The sequence below is a fragment of the Mesorhizobium sp. M1E.F.Ca.ET.041.01.1.1 genome (assembly GCF_003997355.1).
GTDB lineage: Bacteria > Pseudomonadota > Alphaproteobacteria > Rhizobiales > Rhizobiaceae > Mesorhizobium.
The window spans coordinates 17,390-36,606 of the sequence record NZ_RZSL01000009.1 but is presented as its reverse complement, the minus strand read 5'-3'; the positions used below and the strand labels follow the sequence as shown (position 1 = coordinate 36,606).

Here is a 19,217-nt window from a genome sequence, read left to right as displayed (position 1 = left end):
CTCTATAGCCTGGTTACGTCAACGCTGCGTCCCAAGAGCGGCGGTCTCTATGCGGCAGCGCTCGACGAGCGTGACAAGCTGGTGAAAGACGAGCAGCGTCTCAGCGCCGAAGTCACCGGTCTGCGCGATTCGCTCGACAAGCGGCGCATGGCGTTGGCGCGTCTGTCTGAGCTTGAAAACCCCGAAGAAGGCGCCACTCGGCGGGAAGCCATCTCGGCCGCGGAAGCCGCAGTCGAGGCCGCCAAATCGCACAGCGAAGCCTTGAAAGCCGCCGAGGCGGAAGCTGCCCTTGCCGCAATTCACCACGACGCGGCGCAGCAGGCCCTCGATAGTTTTCGGACCGCGCTCAAACGAGCCACGGATTTGCGCCAGCAGTCGACGATTGCGCAGCTTCGCCGCAGTGAGGTTCTCGATCGGCGCGCTTCTGCCATTGCCGAAAACGAACAAGCGATGGGCGAAGTTCAAGCAGCCGAACTGGAAGAGCGCGAAGCACGCGAATTGCTCGCGCGGCTGGATGCGACTCTTTTGGCGCGTGACGCTGCCGAACAACTGGCCGGCTCGGACAACCGGTTGAAACAAGCCGAAGTCGCCAGAACCCAGATCGAAGATGGAGAGGCAGCACTGGCGATGCTGGCGGTGCCGGAACAAGCTGTCGAGCAACTCCAGGCGCTCGAAATCGAGATCGCCAGCCTTCGTGCAGCTCACCTGGCAACCCTGCCGACGCTATGCATGGAATACCGGGACGGCGCCGCCGATTTGGTGACCATCGATGCCAAGCCCTTGCCCCATGCAGAAGACCAAAGCTTTGCTGGCACCGTACGCCTGGATATTGCCGGCATCGGAGCCTTGACCCTGCGATCGAATCGGCCGCAGCAGGCCGACCGGACCATCGAAGACGCCGAAGCGAAGCACCGCAGCCTGCTTGCGTCCCTCGGTGTCGATAGCCTCAGGACGGCACGCCAGCGCCTAGTGGAAGCGCGCGACAAAGCTACCGAACTGGGCTTGGCGCGTCAGCGACTTGCCGATCTCGCGCCCAAGGGGATACAGCAATTACACGAGGAGCTTGCTCGTCTGAGTGCCCTCGGGGCCGGGGACCTCGAACTCAAAGTCGATCCAGAACAGATCCGGCAACATCATGCCGCAGCCGAGCAGCGTGTGGCGACAACACGCAACAGCGTGCGCGAGGCCTTGCCTTTGCGCAGCCATGCCGACGAGGCTGTCATGGCTGCGGAGACGGCTTATGTCACCATCCAGGCGGAACTGACCAGCCTCGAGGTCATATTGGGACCCGATGCAGCGCGCGAGGAAAAGGGGCGCTTGCTGCTCACCGAGGCCACCGCACGACAAAAGCTGCGCGAAGCGGCCGAAATGCGCGCTGCTCCCCTGCGCGACGGCGCTCGCGATCTCACCAGCGCTGAAGCCGTTCTGCGCCGCGCCCGTTCGGTTCAGGATGCCGCCACACAGGAAGCAAGTCAGTTGCGTGTAACCCTGGCCGATCTCAATGGCCATATTCGCACTCGGTCCGACGACGCGGTGGAAGAAGCTTTGCGCGAGGCCACAGAAAAATTGGAAATCGCTGGAGAGCGAGCGAGACGCTTCGAATTCGAAAAAGCCGTCCTCGACCGGCTGCGCACGACGCTGGTCGCTGCGCGCTCGACGGCACGCGATCTTTATCTGAAGCCGGTCATGTCCGAGCTGCGACCGCTGCTTGGATTGCTATTCGATGACATCTCCATAGTGTTCGACGAGAACACACTGTTGCCACAGACCGTTCGCCGCAATGGTCAGGATGAGGATGTCGATAGGTTGAGTGGCGGCATGCGAGAACAGCTTTCGGTTCTGACACGTCTGGCCTTCGCCCGTTTGCTTGCCCGCGACGGCCGACCCACACCGGTTATCCTGGATGACGCTTTGGTTTATTCCGATGACGACCGCATCGAGCGCATGTTCGACGCTTTGCATCGTCAATCACACGATCAGCAGATTCTCGTTTTCTCCTGCCGCCAACGCGCGTTTGCAAAACTCGGCGGTAACATTTTGCAGATGAGCGACTGGCAACCGGGTCGGTCATAAGCGGAGATCGCGCAGCCTCAGCTAGGGCGACGGCAGATCGTATCGTGTTACGATTGCAATGCCGTTTTCGATCTCGATTTCGATAACTTCATTAATCAGGAATTCCTCTGGGCCAAGATCCTCGAGGAGAGCATCGAAGAGCTCTCTCTGTTTTTCAGGCCCGACCTGAGGGACGACGATAATCAGGCCGGCGTGAACCGGTTCTTTGGCATAGAGCTTCCTGAAGTCCTTAGCATTGTTGGTGACGAAGGTGAAATCCTCATCGATAATGAGCGGCATGAGGTCCCAGTCGGTTTCGCCGCTTAGCCCAAGCCAGTTGACGTGGTTTGCTTCATGTCCGCGTTCTTGGGCTACCGCAACCAGAGACGTGTGCAGGCACTCATCGATCAGAAACCTCACGAGGTCACACGCGTCTCGACCTGGCCGACGGACCTGGGTCGCCCTTCAAAACCACGCGCTTCGACGACTTTATTTTCACGCCCTGCTCGACCAGCTTCTTAGGCCGCCCACGAACCGGGTGCGCGGCGACCCACATTCTGGCGAGCTCAATCACGCGCGGCGTTAGCTTCGGATATCCCTCCAGAACCTCCGCTTCATCTGCGCCCTGCGCTAGCATCGTCGTGATCATACGAACAGGGATGCGGGTTCCTTTGAAGACAGGCTCTCCGCCCATCACCCCTTTAACGCGGCCGATGGCGGCCTCCGCTTCATCAAGATCCACGATGCGCGCTTTGAGCTGTTTACGTGCCTCGGCGACGTCGACGATCAGCAGGTCGTCGGCCCTTACGGTCTTGGCCCTTGGGGCAGCTTTGATTTCCTCGAACAGGCGGTAGCGACGATCAGCGGGCAATGTCGCACCCACGCCATACCAAAGCTTGAGCCGCAGCAAATCCTCGCCGGTCAATGCCCGTCGGACGACCCCACCGATGCGCCGAGCAGTGCTTGGCACAGTATCGACAATGCGTTTGTCGATCGCATTGTGCACGGCCTTGATTCCTATCCCGCTGACGGCGGCTGCCTCTGCGGGGGTGTAGATGCGAGCAAGTGTGCCCATTATTCTTCTCCTTATAAAGAATAATATAGGCCGTTTGACCCCCTCCGTAAAGGCACGCGTCTTTGGAATCACGGCGGTTAGCAAAGGCGGTGGTGAGCCGAGAGGCCTCACAAACCCTTGGGGCTCGAGATGGCAGACTCGGCGCAGTATAATTGCGCTAACTATCGAATTTGCAGTTGGCGACAAACGACACACGAGTTCGTCGCGGACTTTTAACTCTGCGAAGGCGCGTCTTCGAGCGCTTTGAAACCCTACACCCATCTGCAGGCCATCTGTATCAAGCTTTGGACCAAAACCGTTTCCATCGCTCACGAGCGTTCTCTCTGGGGGTCTCAAGTGGGGCTTGCCCATGGCCACGAATTTTTGGGCGACAGCGGTGCAGAGGCCGCATACCGCTGCCTGCTTGACGTCGCTGACCGTGTCCATGTCCGAAATTTGCCTACAAATTTCGGACGCCCTTGGGCGCGCTAGATTCGCTATGGAAAGCTGGAAGCACTCGCAAGCCCGGTGGCCACAGCGTCTGCAGCGCCAAGCTATTCCTCCGTATCCAAACCCGCATCCTCATGGCCACTAGCCAACTCTGGCATAATTTCACCAGCAAGCAGCTCATCTCTGCTCAGCAGCCCGGCATCCTCGAGCGCCTCGCAGTCCGGGAGATCGCGAAGCGTGTCGAGGCCGAACTCGAGCAGGACGCTTTTGTCGTCACATAGGTGTAGGGAGCGCCGGGCGTCGGACTGCGCGGGTTCGACGCGATCAGGCCGGTGCCGCAGATGGCCGATCAGGTCGCGACTGATTACTTCCCGAAAACCGACGACAATTCGGCGCGGGTAATCGGCTGGAAGTGCCGATGCACATCAGCATCAGCACGTCCGACCACGTCAGGTCCACGGCACGCCCGCTGCTTCCGCAGGCGCGGATGGCATCGGCATAGGCCGGCCGTGTCAGGTGCTTCCAGCCGCCGGCGACAGCGACGAGGTCATAGGGCCGTCCGCGCAGCTCTCGGATGTCGTCGATGAGAAGGTCACGGGCGAGCTCGCGGGAGAGACTGCACCGCAAGCGCGTCCCGCGCGCGCGAACTGCTCGATCAACTGATCTCAGACGACGACGAATCTCGTCCAGATTCCAAAAGCGGTGGCCGCAGCGGCGCTTTGCGGGCTCGCGTTACCACAGATCGCAGAACTGTGATCTCGCCTTGTGCCCGAGACCGCAATCTGGGCTCGCGACGAAGCATATCGCTTGCGATCATCAAAGGACGCGTCGACGCCGTCGGTTGCCTTTTCCACCGCCGCCTCACACATCGTGTTGGGGCTGAAGAGCTACCTGCAAATCCTCGCAACGGGCGCGGCCGCATCCTTGATTTTACAAATTGACACGTCTTGGTTTTTAGAAAATGCCACGTGCGATGATGGCGCCAAAAAAAAATGTCACGCGAGATGATCATGCCTGAGGTAAATGGTCCGCCAAAGTTGGGAAAGGTATACCGGTTGAATGGTGGATAGGTACGCCGGATAAAAAGGGCTTCGGGTTCCGGAAGACGAACTAATCGACGGATAGGCGCTGCTCGTGAGGGAAACTGCATGCGCATTACGGTTATGACCATCCAGGGATGTCGGATATGATCTTGAATAGTGACATTGCAGGCCAAAGAGCGGCCGAGAAGCTAGCAGAGGGCCTGAAATCGCAGGGCAAGCAGCAATACGAAGAAAGGTCGAGGGAACGCGAACGAGATGTGTCTCGTTAGGTCGCACGTTGCACCAGGGGTGCGTCGGAAGGCACTCCGCCGTGTCCTGAAGAGGTAGCCTGCACTTGAGAATAGCCACGGTGGTACCTTATTTTCGGCTGTGAAGCACACGAGACCCGCGACGTGAGACCCAGTTGCTCAATACCCAGTTGCTGGGTGAGCGTGCATGACTGCCAACGGAAGGTCTTGCACGCACCCTCGCGATCTTGAGCAATGGTCGCCATGACTTTCTTCTTGCAGGCTTTTGAGTGGCCCAGCCTGCAATCACCAGACCCCACCGACTCTAAAGAGCGTGGCAGACGGGATAGTCGAGGTTGCCCGGCACAATTACGCTCAAGGCTTGCGCCGCCCAGAGGACACGCTGAAAAGGCAGCATGGGCGCGCAAGCACGCCATTCACGAGAGGTTCGACATGAAGACTATGCAAGAAAAAGACATTCCGGCATTCGTGCAAGCAGTTGTGGAGGCCGGCTGCAACATTTGCGCGATTGGCAACTTGGGATATGTCTTTGGCGATGCTGATTTGACGCCGGCGCAACGGAGGTCCGTCGAGCCACAGCTGCGCAGGATTGCTGAGATCTACGGCGAACGCGATCATCTCATGGACGAGATAGCTGTATATCTGCGGTCGATCGGACGCCATGTCGAGGTTGAGCCGAAGACAGGTGTTTCCTGATGGCCGCGATCGATCGCGTTCCGTAGTCGCCATTTCTATTGGGTAACGAGCAGCCGTCTTCCAACCTCTGAAACAAAAAAGAGGTGACCCCCAAAGGCCGCTCTCGAGACCGCAAGTCTGAGCCGCTAACGCATTGCGATAACCAGGCTGTCCGAACTGGGCGTCGATGCCTTCCTCGACCAGGTCGCGGTAGGCGGCGATCTCATCTACCGCATGCATAGCCAAGCCAGAGAAGTTTTCGGCAGCGGAATTCTCGGTCGCTTCCCCTTTTATGACTAGAGGGTGCGGCCGATCCGGCCGCGACGATCTCGCAGGGATTGCCATATACGGCAACACGAACACCGGCGGATCAATACTCGGATAATGGCGGCCGGCTATGTAGCGATCGATCGCGCACCAACATATCAATGCAATAGCTTAGTTGCTTTCAAAGGCGGGTCTCTACGAACTGCAAGCAAGCTAAACGATTGCGTCAACTCTTCCTCGCAGAGCGAAAACTCCGCGCCCACGCGATTTCTCTGCTGGAACAGCGGCACATCCTCAGCGCCAGGACACGGCCGCCGCCGTCGGGTTTTACGAAGCCGGTGATTGCATAAGTTGCCCGCAAGATATCATTGGTATCGGGAACGCCGCCGATGCCGCATCCTGAATAGAGCGGCCGCTTGCACCTGCCAGCCCGACGACCAGATCATATCTGCAACTCCATCTACCTGGACGTGGTGCAAATCACCTCGCTGAAGCCGCAAATCGTCGCCTTCGACCAGGATAACCACATCCGTGACCGCCTGAGCTACTCGGTCGATCTCGACGCACATGGCCGATACAGTTTTTCCATCCTTCACGAAGCGAATGAGACTTTGGCCATTCCAGCCCTGGTCTACGGGGCGTGACTTGTCCCCGATGCATGCGCGAGCTCTCCGCTCGGCCGGCCGCCGGACGTCGCCACCGGCCGAAGGCGCCCGAAGGCGCCCGAAGGCGCTTGACAAAGCAGCACCGGCCCATTCAACTTGAGGCATTCACCAGGGGAGTCCCGGTAAGGGGCTGAGATACTGCTGGCTTTCGCGGCGCAGTGACCCGTTGAACCTGATCCAGTTCATACTGGCGTAGGGACGGTGCAAGCGCTTTGCGGGAGTTTACGCCCGAGGTCCTGCTGCAGCAGGTCTACAGAAGCGTCTTTTCATCCTTCCGGCACAGAACTGGGTCTCCAATGCATGAGCAAAGGAGCCTCACGATGAATGCCCTCACCCCCGCCGTGTCGACGGGACCACTGCCCGCCTCGCGGAAAATCCACAAGCCCGGCGTCCTCTACCCGCAGATCAGGGTGCCGATGCGCGAGATTTCCGTCCATCCGACGGCCGGCGAACCGCCCGTCACCGTCTACGATCCGTCCGGCCCCTACACCGATCCATCAGTCCAAACCAGCATCGAAAAAGGCCTTGCCCGGCTTCGCCACGAATGGGTCACGGCGCGTTGCGATGTCGAAGCCTATGACGGCCGCCACGTCCGGCCGGAAGACAATGGATTCGCCACCGGCGAGCGCCTGACACCGGAATTTCCGATACGCAATCGGCCGCTCAAGGCCAAGCAGGGCAAGGCGGTGACCCAACTTGCCTATGCGCGCGCCGGCATCATCACGCCAGAAATGGAGTTCGTAGCCATCCGCGAGAATCTCGGCCGCGAGGTGATGCGCGGCAAGCTGCAACGCGACGGCGAAGCCTTCGGCGCGGCGATCCCAGATTTCGTCACACCCGAATTCGTGCGCGACGAGGTGGCGCGCGGACGCGCAATCATTCCCGCCAACATCAATCATCCCGAGAGCGAACCGATGATCATCGGGCGAAATTTCCTGGTGAAGATCAACGCCAACATCGGTAACTCGGCTGTCACATCGTCGATGGCCGAAGAGGTCGAAAAGATGGTGTGGGCGATCCGCTGGGGCGCCGATACGGTGATGGACCTGTCGACCGGCCGCAACATCCACAACATCCGCGACTGGATCGTGCGCAATGCACCGGTGCCGATCGGCACGGTGCCGCTCTATCAGGCGCTCGAAAAGGTCGGCGGCATCGCCGAGGACCTCAACTGGGAGGTCTATCGCGACACGCTGATCGAGCAGGCCGAGCAAGGCGTCGACTATTTCACCATCCACGCCGGCGTGCGGCTGCACTACATACCGCTGACCGTCGACCGGGTCACGGGCATCGTCTCGCGCGGCGGCTCGATCATGGCCAAATGGTGCCTGCACCATCACCGGGAGAGCTTCCTCTACGAGCATTTCGAGGAGATCTGCGACATCGCCAGAGCCTATGACGTTTCCTTCTCGCTCGGCGACGGCCTTCGTCCCGGTTCAATCGCCGATGCGAACGACGCGGCGCAATTCGCCGAACTGGAAACACTTGGAGAACTCACCAAGATTGCCTGGGCAAAGGACTGCCAGGTGATGATCGAAGGCCCGGGCCATGTCCCCATGCACAAGATCAGGCAGAACATGGACAAGCAGCTCGCAGTGTGCGGTGAGGCGCCGTTCTACACGTTGGGGCCGCTGACGACCGACATCGCGCCGGGCTATGACCACATCACCTCAGGGATAGGTGCCGCCATGATAGGCTGGTTCGGCACCGCAATGCTTTGCTACGTCACGCCGAAAGAGCATCTCGGCCTTCCCGACCGCAACGACGTCAAGATTGGGGTGATCACTTACAAGATAGCCGCCCATGCAGCCGATCTGGCGAAGGGCCATCCGGCAGCGAAAACCAGGGATGATGCCCTTTCGCGCGCGCGCTTCGAGTTCCGCTGGGAGGACCAGTTCAACCTGTCGCTCGACCCCGAAACCGCACGGTCCTTCCACGACCAGACCTTGCCCAAGGAGGCGCACAAGCTGGCACATTTCTGTTCGATGTGCGGGCCGAAATTCTGCTCCATGCGCATTTCCCACGACATCCGTGCCGAGGCTCAGAAGGAAGGCATGGCGGCAATGGCGGCAAAATACCGGGAGGGCGGCGATCTCTACATGCCGGCGGACGAGACTGGCGTACCGGTCGTGCCGGAGGCTCCCAAACCATCATGAGGGTGCTCGTCAAAGGGGCCGGCGTTGCCGGCCTCACCGTCGCTTTCGAACTCGCCGCCCGCGGCGCGACGGTCACAGTCGCCGAGATGCGGCATGGCCTTGGCGGCAACGCGTCGTGGTTCGCCGGCGGCATGCTGGCGCCATGGTGCGAGCGCGAAAGCGCGGAGCAGCCGGTGCTGGATCTCGGACGCGACGCTGCCGACTGGTGGGATGCGGTGCTGTCGGGTCAGGTGACACGGGCCGGGACATTGGTCGTGGCCGCGCCGCGTGATGCCGGTGAGCTTGACCGGTTCGCCAGTCGCACGTCAGGGCATAGGCGCGTCGATGAAAACGAAATTGCGCTCCTGGAACCCGACCTCGCCGGCCGCTTCCGGCGTGGATTGCTCTTCCCCAACGAGGCTCACCTCGACCCACGCCAGGCGATGGCGGCACTTCATGACAACCTTGCGACCATGGGTGTCAAATTCCACTTCGGCTGCGACGCCCGGCCTGTTTCGGGTTTCGCCCGTCAGATAGACTGCATGGGAATGGCAGCGGCCGATGACAGGCTGCGCGGTGTTCGCGGCGAAATGCTGATCCTTCGCACGCCTGATGTCTCGCTGTCGCGGCCGGTCCGTTTGCTTCATCCACGCTTTCCGCTTTATGCCGTGCCGCGCACCGATCACCGTTTCATGATCGGAGCGACGATGATTGAAAGCCAGAGCGCCGGACCGGTGACGGCGCGTTCCATGATGGAGCTGCTGGGCGCCGCCCATGCCCTCCATCCGGCCTTTGGTGAGGCCGAGATCGTTGAAACCGGTGTGGGTGTCCGTCCGGCATTTCCCGACAATTTGCCACGCGTCGAAACAGACGGTGAGATCATCGCGATCAACGGTCTTTATCGTCACGGTTTTCTCCTCGCCCCCGCCATGGCGCGCCAGGCTGCCGGCCTGGTTTTCAGTCAAGACAGAACCAAGGAGCATGCTCATGAAACTGATGGTCAACGGCGAGGCGCGTGAGATTGCCGCCACCACGCTGGCCGAGTTGCTTGCCGCGCTCGACTATGAGGGCGATTGGCTCGCCACCGCCGTCAACGGCGACCTCGTGCACAAAGCCAACCGCACGGAGTTCCAGTTGAGCGACGGCGACCGGATCGAAATCCTCTCGCCCATGCAGGGCGGCTAGCATGTTGGAGCTTTATGGAACCGAGCTTTCGTCGCGCCTGCTTCTCGGCACCGCTCAATATCCTTCGCCGGCCATCCTTGCCGATGCAGTCAAGGCGTCGGGCACGTCGGTGGTGACCGTCTCGTTGCGGCGTGAGATGGCGGGCGGTAGAGCCGGCGAACAATTCTGGTCGTTGATCCGCTCGCTGGGCGCCAGAATCCTGCCCAATACCGCCGGCTGCCTCTCCGTCAAGGAAGCCGTCACCACCGCGAAAATGGCGCGCGAGGTCTTCGGCACCAACTGGATCAAGCTCGAAGTGATCGGCAATCACGACACGCTACAGCCGGATGTGTTCGGTCTGGTTGAAGCCGCCCGCATCCTGTGCGAGGACGGCTTTGCGGTATTCCCCTATACCACCGACGATCTCGTTGTCGCCGAGCGGCTGCTGGAAACGGGCTGCAAGGTCCTGATGCCGTGGTGCGCACCGATCGGTTCCGCCTTGGGACCGGTCAACATGACGGCGCTGCGCTCGATGCGCGGATATTTCCCTGGCGTCCCGCTGATTGTGGATGCGGGGCTCGGACGGCCGTCGCACGCGGCCACCGTCATGGAACTCGGCTTTGACGCCGTGCTCCTGAACACAGCGGTCGCCAAGGCGGCATATCCGGTCGGCATGGCGCGTGCTTTCGGTAAGGCGGTCGACGCCGGTCGTGAGGCGTTCAGTTCGGGAATGCTCGAACCGCGCGACGTCGCCGTGCCATCGACACCGATGGTCGGCAGGGCCGTTTTTTCATGAAGCTCGATCCCTTTTATCTGATCGTCGACAGCGCTGCCTGGATCGAACGGCTGGTCCCACTCGGAGTCCGGCTTCTGCAACTGCGCATCAAGACCGTGGATGAGGCTGGGTTGCGCGCGGAGATCCGCACCGCGAAGGCCTTGTGTGCTCGATACCAGTGCCAACTCATCGTCAACGACCACTGGCGCCTGGCAATCGAGGAAGGCTGCGACTTCATACATCTCGGCCAGGAGGATTTGCAGACCGCTGACCTCTTGGCGATACGGGCAGCCGGCGTAAGGCTCGGACTGAGCACACATGATCATCAGGAGCTGGAAACGGCGATGGCCGCCGAGCCTGACTACATAGCGCTTGGACCCATCTATCCGACCATCCTGAAGAAGATGAAATGGGCGCCGCAAGGGGTCGAACGGATCAGCGAATGGAAGCGCCAGGTCGCGCCGTTTCAATTGGTCGCCATTGGTGGCCTCAACCCTGAGCGGCTCGACGGTGTCTTTGCGGCTGGCGCGGACAGCGCGGCGGTGGTGACCGACATCACGCTCAACGACGACCCCGAGGCGCGCACGCGAGAATGGATCGAAAAGACGGACCAATGGCGCTGAGGCGAGAACCACATGTGCTTGTCGTCGGTGGATCGGACTCCAGTGGCGGTGCTGGAATTGCACGCGATATCGAGACGATCTCTGCCATTGGCGTGCGCACCTGTCTCGCCGTCACAGCGCTAACGGTGCAAACGCATGACGCCGTGATCGAAATCTATTATTCGCCACCTAGCCTGGTGGCCAATCAGATGTGCGCCGCGCTGCAGGCCAACGACGTGGCCACAATCAAGATCGGCATGCTGGCGACTGCCAAGATCATTGTTGCCGTTGCCGCAGTGCTGCGCAAATTTCCGCATGTCCCCGCAGTACTCGACCCTGTGCTGGCCTCCACCTCAGGCCGCGCACTTCTGCAAGCAGGCGCTATCGCTGCCATGAAGCGCGATCTTATGCCGCTTTGCTGCATTGTCACGCCCAACCTCCCTGAACTGGCGCTCCTTAGTGGCTCCGAACTGGCAGTGGATGAGGACGGAGCGCTCCAACAAGGAAAAAGACTGCTGGCCGCCGGCCCTCAAGCCCTGCTGATCAAGGGTGGGCATGCGTCGGGAACCCGGTCGACCGATATTCTGTTACGCTCCGGGCACGAACCCATCCGCTTCGATGCACCGCGCCTTGCCACATCGATGCGCGGGACAGGTTGCATGCTGGCCAGCGCGATTGCGGCGCATCTGGCGAAGCCGAAGCCGCTCGAAGACAGCGTGCGCGAAGGCAAGCTGTTTGTCTTGGAGAGGCTTCAGAAATGCCGGCTGAATAACCACAGCGTTCTGCGTCCAGCCAAGCAGACCCATTTTCCAGAATTTTTCCCGTAGCGAGACTAGAGAAGGGGCTACTGCTTCTCTATGCCATCCTCACAACGCGTTGAGTTTCTCACTGCCAATTATGCGACTTTCGAGGTGCAAATAGCGAATATCGAGTTCTTAGTGACAGAAACGACCGGAATTGGTTGCGTGGATCACCAGGTCGCTACCGATTGGGTCAGCGACTCAATAGAACGTCACATCTCTGTCCACACTCGAGCTTATTTGCCGCAAACGCGTCGAGCCCCGCGTCAATCGGTCTTATAATAGTATCCGGGGCAGCTCCAAAGCTGTGGCATCGGCTACCCGCCGGCCGTGGCGCTTGCTGTTCGAGCGTCGGACGCCGCCTGCCATTGAACATCTGATGGGCTATTGGGTGGCGGCGACACACTCATCCAGGTGCAACTGGCTTTTTCAACTCGGGAACCAGCAGAAGCCTTCGCTGCGTCGCAACATTTGGATTATGTCGTACAGCCCGATCTTCCAGAGAAAACAAGACCTAACGTTCGAAACCTGTCACGCAACCAACCACCGAATGAAAGATCCAGCGTGCGATCGCAGGGAGGTAAGAATAACCGGTCTGGCTTTCCTATCGCCGGTCCAGGTTAAGACCAACGACGTCGTCACGACATCAACACAGTGCGCGAAGCGCTCGTATTCCTGAATCAGTGGCCAAAAGCGCGTCGGGGACCGGTATTCAGTTGCGCGGTGAGAAGCAGCAACGCAGCGATCGCCGGACAGATGACACCCGAGCAGGCGCGGCAAGCATTGTGGGATTTGCCAGGATTGCCGGCGTGCTGGCCAAATCTGATTTCGTCGTTGGTGGCGACTGATTTAAAGCTGCAGGAAGATCACCGCCGGTAACGCGTTGGCCCGCTGCTCGCCAAGACGGAAAGAACGCCGCCTTGTGAGTTCCAATAATGGGCGATGCGGGAATTGCACATGTCTGTGCCCATCTGTCCGGCCGAAATGCAAATGGCGTCACTGGCGAAGGTCAGCGAACGCGGCACGCAGGGCTGGATTCTTTTGACTTGCGGCAAGCCGACATAGGTGCTGGCTTGATGTCTCGGTCACTGCGACGTGTCATGCCGATTCATTCGTCAGCTACCATGACGATGCGGCGCGTCGCCTGCGATCAGTTGATCGAACCGCGGTGCAATTCGGGACGCTTCGTCGATCCCGACAGTTGCGCAAAGGGAAGCCAAATCAGCGACTAGAGGCAACGTGGCTACGGATTCGAAGGGACCCCGCTGTTGCCGAAGAGGTGACTGGTGGAATGTCAAAGATCACCTCGTGAAAGGCCATTTGGGGCCACCTAATGATAAAGCCGGATGCCGCTATCGGGTCCTGGCACGGGAATGACGGTCCGGCCCTACGGTGGATCGAGTTCGGTTCATGTCGCTTCGCAAGGAGGATGTGTTCCGGCGTCTGCCCGAACCCCTCTTTCTCGCATTCTGCGAGGTTGCGCGATCGGGCCGCTCGGTCTCTGTGCTGATCGCCCCTCCTGTTGCCATCGATCGATTCCGCTTCCGGTGCGCACGCACGTGTCGCGCGTGGCAATCATGCAAGGTCGTGAATCATAGGAGGATGTACATGCTTTTGTCGGATTTCGGCCGCATCGGGTTCGATCCGTTTGTGGAAATGCGGCGCATGCAACAGGAAGTAAACCAGCGTTTGGCCGGGCTGACCGCCAGCGCCGCTCAGGAGTTTCCGCCGATCAATCTTTGGACTGGCGAGGACAGCGTGGCGGTGGCCGCGGAACTGCCGGGGATATCACCTGACGAAATCGGCCTCACGGTGCGCGAGAACATTCTGACATTGAAGGGAACGCGCGAGCCTCGAACGGAGGACGAGAAATCCGTCTGGCACCGCCGTGAGCGCGCCTATGGGACCTTCTCCCGGACAGTGCAATTGCCATTCCGCGTCGACCCGGAACGGGTCGAGGCGCGTTTCGCCAACGGGCTGCTCGAAGTCGAGTTGCACCGGCCGGAGGCGGATCGGCCGAAGAAGATCCAGATCAAGGGATAGAGGGAGGCAAGCATGGCTCAGGAACGCGGATCGGCCGTCGCACCATGCTGCTCAATGCCCGCAAGGTGCTTTACGACCATAGTTCGGCCATCACCATCCTTCTCGCCTTCAATGACATAACGGCCCGTCGTATCATCGAGCGGGAGAAGGAAGAACTGCTCGGTCGCACCGAAGACCTGCTTCGGCAGAAAGACGTCCTGCTGCGCGAGATGGAGCATCGGGTTGCCAACAGCCTGCAGATCATTGCCTCGATCCTGTTGCTGAAGGCACGCTCGGTGACGTCGGAAGAGACGCGCCAGCATCTCAAGGACGCCCATCAGCGCGTTCTGTCCGTGGCCGAGGTGCAACGCCATCTCCACACCTCCGCCGGCGTCGACGAGATCGATGTCGGCTCTTACCTACCGAAATTGTGCAGCAGCCTCGCCTCGTCGATGGTCGGCGAAGCCCAGCCGATCACGGTCACCGTAATGGCCGAAGGCGGCAGGATAGATTCGCAAAGGGCAGTCAGTCTGGGACTAATTGTCACCGAACTCGTGCTCAACGCCATCAAATATGCTTTCCCCAAGAAGAGAACCGGCGCTCGCATCCAGGTGAGCTACGAGACCGCGGGCAGTGACTGGAAACTGACGGTTTCGGACAATGGCGTCGGCAAGATCGCCAACGACGTACCGGCTACCGGACTTGGAACAGCCATCGTCGAAGCACTGGTGAAACAACTGGAGGCCAGGGTGGAGATTATCAGCGATATTGACGGCACCAGCGTGTCGGTCACCCGGGCGACGTTCACCTCGCGCGTGCCGCGAGCGGCGTAAAAACCGTTACTACGATGCTGCCTTCCGGACATCGCCTGATGTCCAGGGGATCTTCTGCCGCCACGGCCTTGTCCCCGGAGCGCAGGACTGCCAGTCGCATCGCATAAGCCGAAACCTCTCAGTCGGTTGAGGGCGCTTCCGATGGCCAAGATCCGCTTTTTTGGCGTTCAGCCGGTGGGACCAAGCTCTGAAGCTGACGCTGCGCAGGTCTTTGCGTGGATGACTCGGTGCGGTCGGTAAACTCGAAGTGGCGGTTGTGTGCGTCAAGTTCTGCAAAATGGGGCGGCCACGATGCTGGTCATGCGGCTTGGCGTAGAGCGAGCTTCTTGTGCTCGCGCAGGTCGTCAATGTTGATGTAGGGCCTCCATCCAGTTTTCGTTGGTTTCGACAGCCGGCGCCCTGACGAGGCGCAGGCAGCTTTCGGCGTTGGGGAAGATGCGCACGACATAGGTGCGCCGGCGGATTTCCTCATTGAGCCGTTCAAGCATGTTGGTGCTCTTGAGATGCTTGTGATGCTGGCGCGGCAGGCAAAAGAAGGTCAGCGTGCGCTCGATGGTCTCCTCCACCGTCGTCCATCTCGGCCTCGAGCACCTCCTGCATCACCGCACGGATCATTTCGTGAAGTCCGTCCGGGTCTGAAAGCAGAATGTCTTTGACGGCAGCGCTGGCGGTCTTACTTTCAATCTTGGTCATGGTGGCGTTCCTTCGCGGGAATCGGCGACATGAACAATCACCAGATCCCATGGCGACGGATGGATAGCGGCGCGTGCTCTGGCAGAGTGACGCTGCTAACAAACACCCCGCGGAGGAACACCATGCATGTAGTGGCCGACCGATCCGAAACTCTGACTGCTATCCGGACTGGTCTGGGCGCAATCTTCGTATCGCTGGAGCTCAGCCGTTCAACCTGGCTGATCTCGTCGTTGTCGCCAGGTGGCGGCGAGAAGTTGTCGAAACACAGTGTCCCCAGTGGTGATTTATCCGCCTTGTTCCGTCGCTTCGATAGCGTGCGAGAGAAGGCAAGAGCACGCATGGGGCCAGACTTCCCCGTCGTCGCTATCCAGGAAGCCGGGCTCGATGGCTCCTGGATCCATCGGGTTCTGAGCAAGGCGGGGATCGAGAGCTACGTCGTTGATCCCGCTTCTATCGCAGTGTCTCGTCGCAGTCGCCGAGCCAAAACCGATAAGATCGATGGTGAAACGCTCGTCTCTCCTTGCCTTCAAGCGAGGCGAACCGCGCATATGTGCAATGGTCAAAGAGCCAACACCGGAGCAGGAGGATCGCCGGCGTATCTGTCGTGAACGCAAGGTACTGACGACCGAACGGGTATATAAAACGCCGCTCACTCAGAATGGTCTCGTCGCCCGAGCCCAGCGGCCGTAGGCGGGATGTTGGTGCAGCCGTGAAGAGCAGCGACCGAATGTGAGGTTGATCTGCTCGGTTACGAGCAGAGTCCTGCAAGTCGGGTTCAACCTGGATCCCATAATCGATATGACAAGCTAATCCCACTTTGACCGGCGCTCAGCACACCTAATTTCGAGCCGCGCCGACCTACACACCCGCTATCGACATGATCCGAGTGGCGGCCTGAACTAGGCCGGCAAACTCATGTTCGTTGGCACTGTTTTTCGCTTGCATCCCGGTTAGGCGGGGACAGACGCCCTACTGCGACGCCTGCCCGGCTTGTCCGTGTCTCGCTCGCCTGACGTTTCGGGTTCGGTCTCAATGATCTCGCCCGCCACCACGGCGCGGGTCCGCTCCAGCATCGCGGGGATGTCCCGCGCGGGCAGCGGGCGGCTGAGCAGGAAGCCCTGCGCCTCGGTGCAGCCTTCTCTTCGGACCCGTTCCAGCTGCTCCACGGTCTCGACGCCCTCGGCGGTGGTCTGCATCCCGAGGCTGTTGCCGAGGCTCGTGACCGCTCGAATGATGGCGACGGAACTGTCGATATCTCCGGCGTCCGTGATGAAGGATTGATCGATCTTGATCTTGTCGAATGGGAACGAGCGCAGATAGCTCAAGCTCGAATATCCGGTTCCGAAGTCGTCCATCGCGATATGAACGCCGAGCATGTGGATATGTTGCAGCATCGAGAGAGTCGCCTGGCTGTTGGCCAGCAGCACTGTCTCGGTGATCTCAAGCTCAAGCCGGCTGGGGGGCAGTCCCGAGATATCCAATGCCTCGACGATGGTGGAGAGCAAGCGCGCGTTGCGAAATTGCGCCGGGCACAGATTGACGGCGACCTTGATGCTACCGGGCCAGCTTGCCGCGTCGAGACAGGCTTGCTTGATAACCCATTCACCGATCGGGACGATGAGGCCGATGTCCTCGGCCAGCGGGATGAATTCTCCCGGGGATACGATGCCGCGCGTCGGGTGATGCCAGCGCAGCAGCGCCTCGAAGCAGCTGACCTCGCCGCGGTCGAGATTGAGGAGCGGTTGGTAGTAGATTTCGAACTGCTGCCGCACCACCGCTTCGCGCAGGTCGAGTTCGAGAAACCGCCGCGCCTGCATGCGCGCATCCATTTCCGGTTCGAAGAACCTGTAGGTTCCGCGGCCTTCCGCCTTCGCCCGGTAGAGCGCCATGTCGCCGGTCTTGAGAAGTTGGTCGGCGTCAATGCCATCGTCCGGCGCGATCGAGATGCCGATGCTGGCGCTGATCATAACCCCGTGGCCATCGACGACATAAGGTGCGCTCAGCCCATCAATGACCCGTTGGGCAAGAGCTGTCGCCTCGACCGGCTGATCAACCGCGGTTTGAATGATCACGAACTCATCGCCGCCGAGCCTTGCCACGGTGTCGCCTTCACGGGCCACCTGTTTCAGTCTGGCGGCGACCTCCTTCAGCAAGGCGTCGCCAACCGGGTGCCCCAGCGTGTCGTTGACCATCTTGAAATGATCGAGATCGAGGCAGTGGAAAGCAATCTTGCTACCATCACGCCGCATCTCGACCAAAGCCTCCTCGGCGCGTTCGCGGAACAATATGCGATTTGGAAGCTCGGTAAGTCCGTCGTGGCGCGCCATGTATGAAATCTTGGCTTCGCTCCGCCGCAAGTCGGTCACGTCATGGTGAGTGGCAAGCCACCCGCCGCCCGGCAGTGGCTGATGGATGAGGTCGATGGTGCGTCCGTCCCTGAGTTCCACCAGGCTCACCGTCCGCTCTGCGCGATCGATGGTCTCCGTCAGCTGCTGCACATACTTTTCCGGGTCATGGCCGGCATAGAGGCCCGCCGCGATCCGGAACCGCATCAAATCGATCCACGGCGTGCCGGGACGAGTCAGGGGCTCCGGCACATGGTAGAGATCGGCGTAGCTTTGGTTGCACAGAACCAGCCGCCTCTCCGCATCGAACATGCAAAGCCCTACGGGCATATTGGCGGCGGCCGCGGCCAATTGCTGCCGCTCCAGCTCGGCTTCTCGGGCCAAGGCATCGCTGCGCTCCAGGCTGGCCCGGTAGCCGGCAAAGGCCGAGAACAGCACTCCAACCTCGTCCTGCCGATCCCTTTTCAGCGCAATGAGACTCGAACGGCGCTCGCCCTGCGCCAAGCAACGCATCGCCTCGGTCACGGCGAGGATCGGCTTGCTGACATTGTGGCGTATCCAGGCGACAAGCCCACCAAGACACCCGGCGGCAAAAAGAACTGCCAGCCAAGTCAATCTTTGCGCAACGGTGTAGGTCCTGTCCGCCATCACCGCCGCGGCCGTGCTGCGCTCGTTGGTGAGGGCCAGCAGGTCGTCCAATCGCTGCGTGGCGGCGGCAACGGTCGGGAGCGATACCGTCTCGAACTCCTTGACAGCCATTGTTCGCCCTCCTGTTTCGAGGAGCGGGAAAATCGATGTCAGGGAATCTTCGTAGGCCGTCCATAGGTTGACGAACTGGTCGAACAGCTGCTGCTCGGCCAGCGATCCGGCACTCCGGCGATAGGCGCGCCGACCTTGCAGTATTTCGTCGCTTTCCCTCGCCATCTCCTTCTCAATGCCGGCTATCTGCGCAGCCTCGGCAGTGCGCACGCGCAACGTCGCATAGAGCTGGTGTTCCGCGAGGTTGCGCTTCATCTCGCCGACGATCTGGACCTGGGGCAACCAAACGCTGGTGATCTCGCTCGTGACCTTGTTGAGTGATCGCAGTTGCGCGACCCCAAATACTCCCACGGCCACGACGCACAGCAGCGCCAGCCCAAAGCCCAACGAGAGCTTGGTCCCGACGCTAATGTCCTTTAGCCCTCTCATCTAGAAAACTGCAAACGCAAGACCAGTCCTCGTCAAATAGCATCGAGCTTTAGCGAATAGTAAAAGTATTCCTAGTGTCGCGTCTAAGGTATTAATGCTGGCTTAAGACTGCGTAATCCCCTAGAGGATCGACCAAACCACGTTGTAAAAGGCCGGCGGATGAAGCTCACCGATTTCCATATGATCCGATGACGGGCCTACAATGA

At 60.2% G+C, this 19,217-nt stretch carries 15 protein-coding genes, 4 pseudogenes and 1 riboswitch; of the genes and pseudogenes, 13 read left to right on the top strand and 6 right to left on the bottom strand.

Translation table 11 applies throughout. From position 1 onward, the window contains the following. The coding region (locus tag EOA38_RS02305) for a DNA-binding protein (RefSeq protein WP_127298320.1) at nt 1-2,073 on the top strand (2,073 nt) is incomplete at its 5' end. A 21-nt stretch (nt 2,074-2,094) separates the two neighbouring features. Here EOA38_RS02305 and EOA38_RS02300 read toward each other — a convergent pair. From EOA38_RS02300 to EOA38_RS02290, 3 genes and pseudogenes are all read right to left on the bottom strand, one after another. Then, complete coding sequence (locus EOA38_RS02300) at nt 2,095-2,472, bottom strand: DUF5615 family PIN-like protein (RefSeq protein ID WP_126057625.1); 378 nt, start codon at nt 2,470-2,472, stop codon at nt 2,095-2,097. 4 nt (nt 2,473-2,476) lie between these two features. Continuing rightward, nucleotides 2,477-3,127 (bottom strand): DUF433 domain-containing protein, encoded by a 651-nt coding sequence (locus EOA38_RS02295; RefSeq protein ID WP_126057624.1) that lies wholly within the window; start codon nt 3,125-3,127, stop codon nt 2,477-2,479. Between the two features lie 533 nt (nt 3,128-3,660). After that, nucleotides 3,661-4,183 (bottom strand): annotated as a pseudogene (locus tag EOA38_RS02290) (SMC-Scp complex subunit ScpB). A gap of 898 nt (nt 4,184-5,081) precedes the next feature. Between EOA38_RS02290 and EOA38_RS41085 the strand changes: the two are divergent. The 11 genes and pseudogenes from EOA38_RS41085 to EOA38_RS02230 form a co-directional block, all read left to right on the top strand. Next, nucleotides 5,082-5,543, top strand: coding sequence for a hypothetical protein (locus tag EOA38_RS41085; RefSeq protein WP_306283303.1), 462 nt, complete (start codon nt 5,082-5,084; stop codon nt 5,541-5,543). Between the two features lie 662 nt (nt 5,544-6,205). Continuing rightward, nucleotides 6,206-6,433: a hypothetical protein gene (locus EOA38_RS02280; RefSeq protein ID WP_245454713.1), complete on the top strand. Its 228-nt coding sequence runs from the start codon at nt 6,206-6,208 to the stop codon at nt 6,431-6,433. A 121-nt stretch (nt 6,434-6,554) separates the two neighbouring features. Continuing rightward, a riboswitch (TPP riboswitch) is annotated at nt 6,555-6,671 on the top strand. A gap of 103 nt (nt 6,672-6,774) precedes the next feature. Next, a complete protein-coding gene (gene thiC / locus EOA38_RS02275) occupies nt 6,775-8,610 on the top strand; it encodes a phosphomethylpyrimidine synthase ThiC (RefSeq protein WP_126063809.1) in 1,836 nt (611 codons plus the stop codon). Continuing rightward, a complete protein-coding gene (gene thiO, locus EOA38_RS02270; RefSeq protein WP_126057621.1) occupies nt 8,607-9,608 on the top strand; it encodes a glycine oxidase ThiO in 1,002 nt (333 codons plus the stop codon). Before thiC ends, thiO begins: the two co-directional genes overlap by 4 nt. Further along, the gene (gene thiS / locus EOA38_RS02265) at nt 9,577-9,774 is read left to right on the top strand and encodes a sulfur carrier protein ThiS (RefSeq protein WP_126057620.1); all 198 of its coding nucleotides are present in this window, start codon (nt 9,577-9,579) and stop codon (nt 9,772-9,774) included. The genes thiO and thiS overlap by 32 nt, the downstream gene beginning before the upstream one ends. A 1-nt stretch (nt 9,775) precedes the next feature. Beyond that, nucleotides 9,776-10,549 (top strand): thiazole synthase, encoded by a 774-nt coding sequence (locus EOA38_RS02260; protein ID WP_126057619.1) that lies wholly within the window; start codon nt 9,776-9,778, stop codon nt 10,547-10,549. Beyond that, nucleotides 10,546-11,151 carry a thiamine phosphate synthase gene (locus EOA38_RS02255; RefSeq protein ID WP_126057618.1) on the top strand — a complete coding sequence of 202 codons (606 nt, stop codon included), beginning with the start codon at nt 10,546-10,548 and terminating at the stop codon, nt 11,149-11,151. Before EOA38_RS02260 ends, EOA38_RS02255 begins: the two co-directional genes overlap by 4 nt. Further along, complete coding sequence (locus EOA38_RS02250) at nt 11,142-11,957, top strand: hydroxymethylpyrimidine/phosphomethylpyrimidine kinase (protein WP_126057617.1); 816 nt, start codon at nt 11,142-11,144, stop codon at nt 11,955-11,957. Before EOA38_RS02255 ends, EOA38_RS02250 begins: the two co-directional genes overlap by 10 nt. A gap of 627 nt (nt 11,958-12,584) precedes the next feature. Further along, a complete protein-coding gene (locus EOA38_RS02240) occupies nt 12,585-12,809 on the top strand; it encodes a DUF982 domain-containing protein (protein WP_245454712.1) in 225 nt (74 codons plus the stop codon). Nucleotides 12,810-13,340: 531 nt separating this feature from the next. Next, nucleotides 13,341-13,973, top strand: coding sequence for an Hsp20/alpha crystallin family protein (locus tag EOA38_RS02235; protein WP_126057616.1), 633 nt, complete (start codon nt 13,341-13,343; stop codon nt 13,971-13,973). Between the two features lie 29 nt (nt 13,974-14,002). Further along, a pseudogene (locus EOA38_RS02230) lies at nt 14,003-14,785 on the top strand (sensor histidine kinase); the annotation flags it as partial. A 298-nt stretch (nt 14,786-15,083) separates the two neighbouring features. On the opposite strand, the pseudogene EOA38_RS02225 reads toward EOA38_RS02230, so the two are convergent. Together EOA38_RS02225 and EOA38_RS02220 are read right to left on the bottom strand one after the other, a co-directional pair. After that, nucleotides 15,084-15,366: pseudogene (locus tag EOA38_RS02225) on the bottom strand (transposase); the annotation flags it as partial. Next, complete coding sequence (locus EOA38_RS02220) at nt 15,266-15,478, bottom strand: hypothetical protein (protein WP_126057615.1); 213 nt, start codon at nt 15,476-15,478, stop codon at nt 15,266-15,268. The pseudogene EOA38_RS02225 and the gene EOA38_RS02220, both read right to left, overlap by 101 nt. A 122-nt stretch (nt 15,479-15,600) precedes the next feature. On the opposite strand from EOA38_RS02220, the pseudogene EOA38_RS38920 reads away from it, so the two are divergent. After that, nucleotides 15,601-16,114: pseudogene (locus tag EOA38_RS38920) on the top strand (transposase); the annotation flags it as partial. Between the two features lie 314 nt (nt 16,115-16,428). Here EOA38_RS38920 and EOA38_RS02210 read toward each other — a convergent pair. Beyond that, nucleotides 16,429-19,011: an EAL domain-containing protein gene (locus EOA38_RS02210; RefSeq protein WP_126057614.1), complete on the bottom strand. Its 2,583-nt coding sequence runs from the start codon at nt 19,009-19,011 to the stop codon at nt 16,429-16,431. Nucleotides 19,012-19,217 lie beyond the last annotated feature (206 nt).

Coding starts and splice junctions, on each gene's coding strand:
- EOA38_RS02295 (WP_126057624.1), bottom strand. CDS start 3,127: ATGGGCACACTTGCTCGCATCTACACCCCCGCAGAGGCAGCCGCCGTC.
- EOA38_RS41085 (WP_306283303.1), top strand. CDS start 5,082: ATGGTCGCCATGACTTTCTTCTTGCAGGCTTTTGAGTGGCCCAGCCTG.
- thiC (WP_126063809.1), top strand. CDS start 6,775: ATGAATGCCCTCACCCCCGCCGTGTCGACGGGACCACTGCCCGCCTCG.
- thiO (WP_126057621.1), top strand. CDS start 8,607: ATGAGGGTGCTCGTCAAAGGGGCCGGCGTTGCCGGCCTCACCGTCGCT.
- thiS (WP_126057620.1), top strand. CDS start 9,577: ATGAAACTGATGGTCAACGGCGAGGCGCGTGAGATTGCCGCCACCACG.
- EOA38_RS02260 (WP_126057619.1), top strand. CDS start 9,776: ATGTTGGAGCTTTATGGAACCGAGCTTTCGTCGCGCCTGCTTCTCGGC.
- EOA38_RS02255 (WP_126057618.1), top strand. CDS start 10,546: ATGAAGCTCGATCCCTTTTATCTGATCGTCGACAGCGCTGCCTGGATC.
- EOA38_RS02250 (WP_126057617.1), top strand. CDS start 11,142: ATGGCGCTGAGGCGAGAACCACATGTGCTTGTCGTCGGTGGATCGGAC.
- EOA38_RS02235 (WP_126057616.1), top strand. CDS start 13,341: ATGTCGCTTCGCAAGGAGGATGTGTTCCGGCGTCTGCCCGAACCCCTC.
- EOA38_RS02220 (WP_126057615.1), bottom strand. CDS start 15,478: ATGACCAAGATTGAAAGTAAGACCGCCAGCGCTGCCGTCAAAGACATT.
- EOA38_RS02210 (WP_126057614.1), bottom strand. CDS start 19,011: ATGAGAGGGCTAAAGGACATTAGCGTCGGGACCAAGCTCTCGTTGGGC.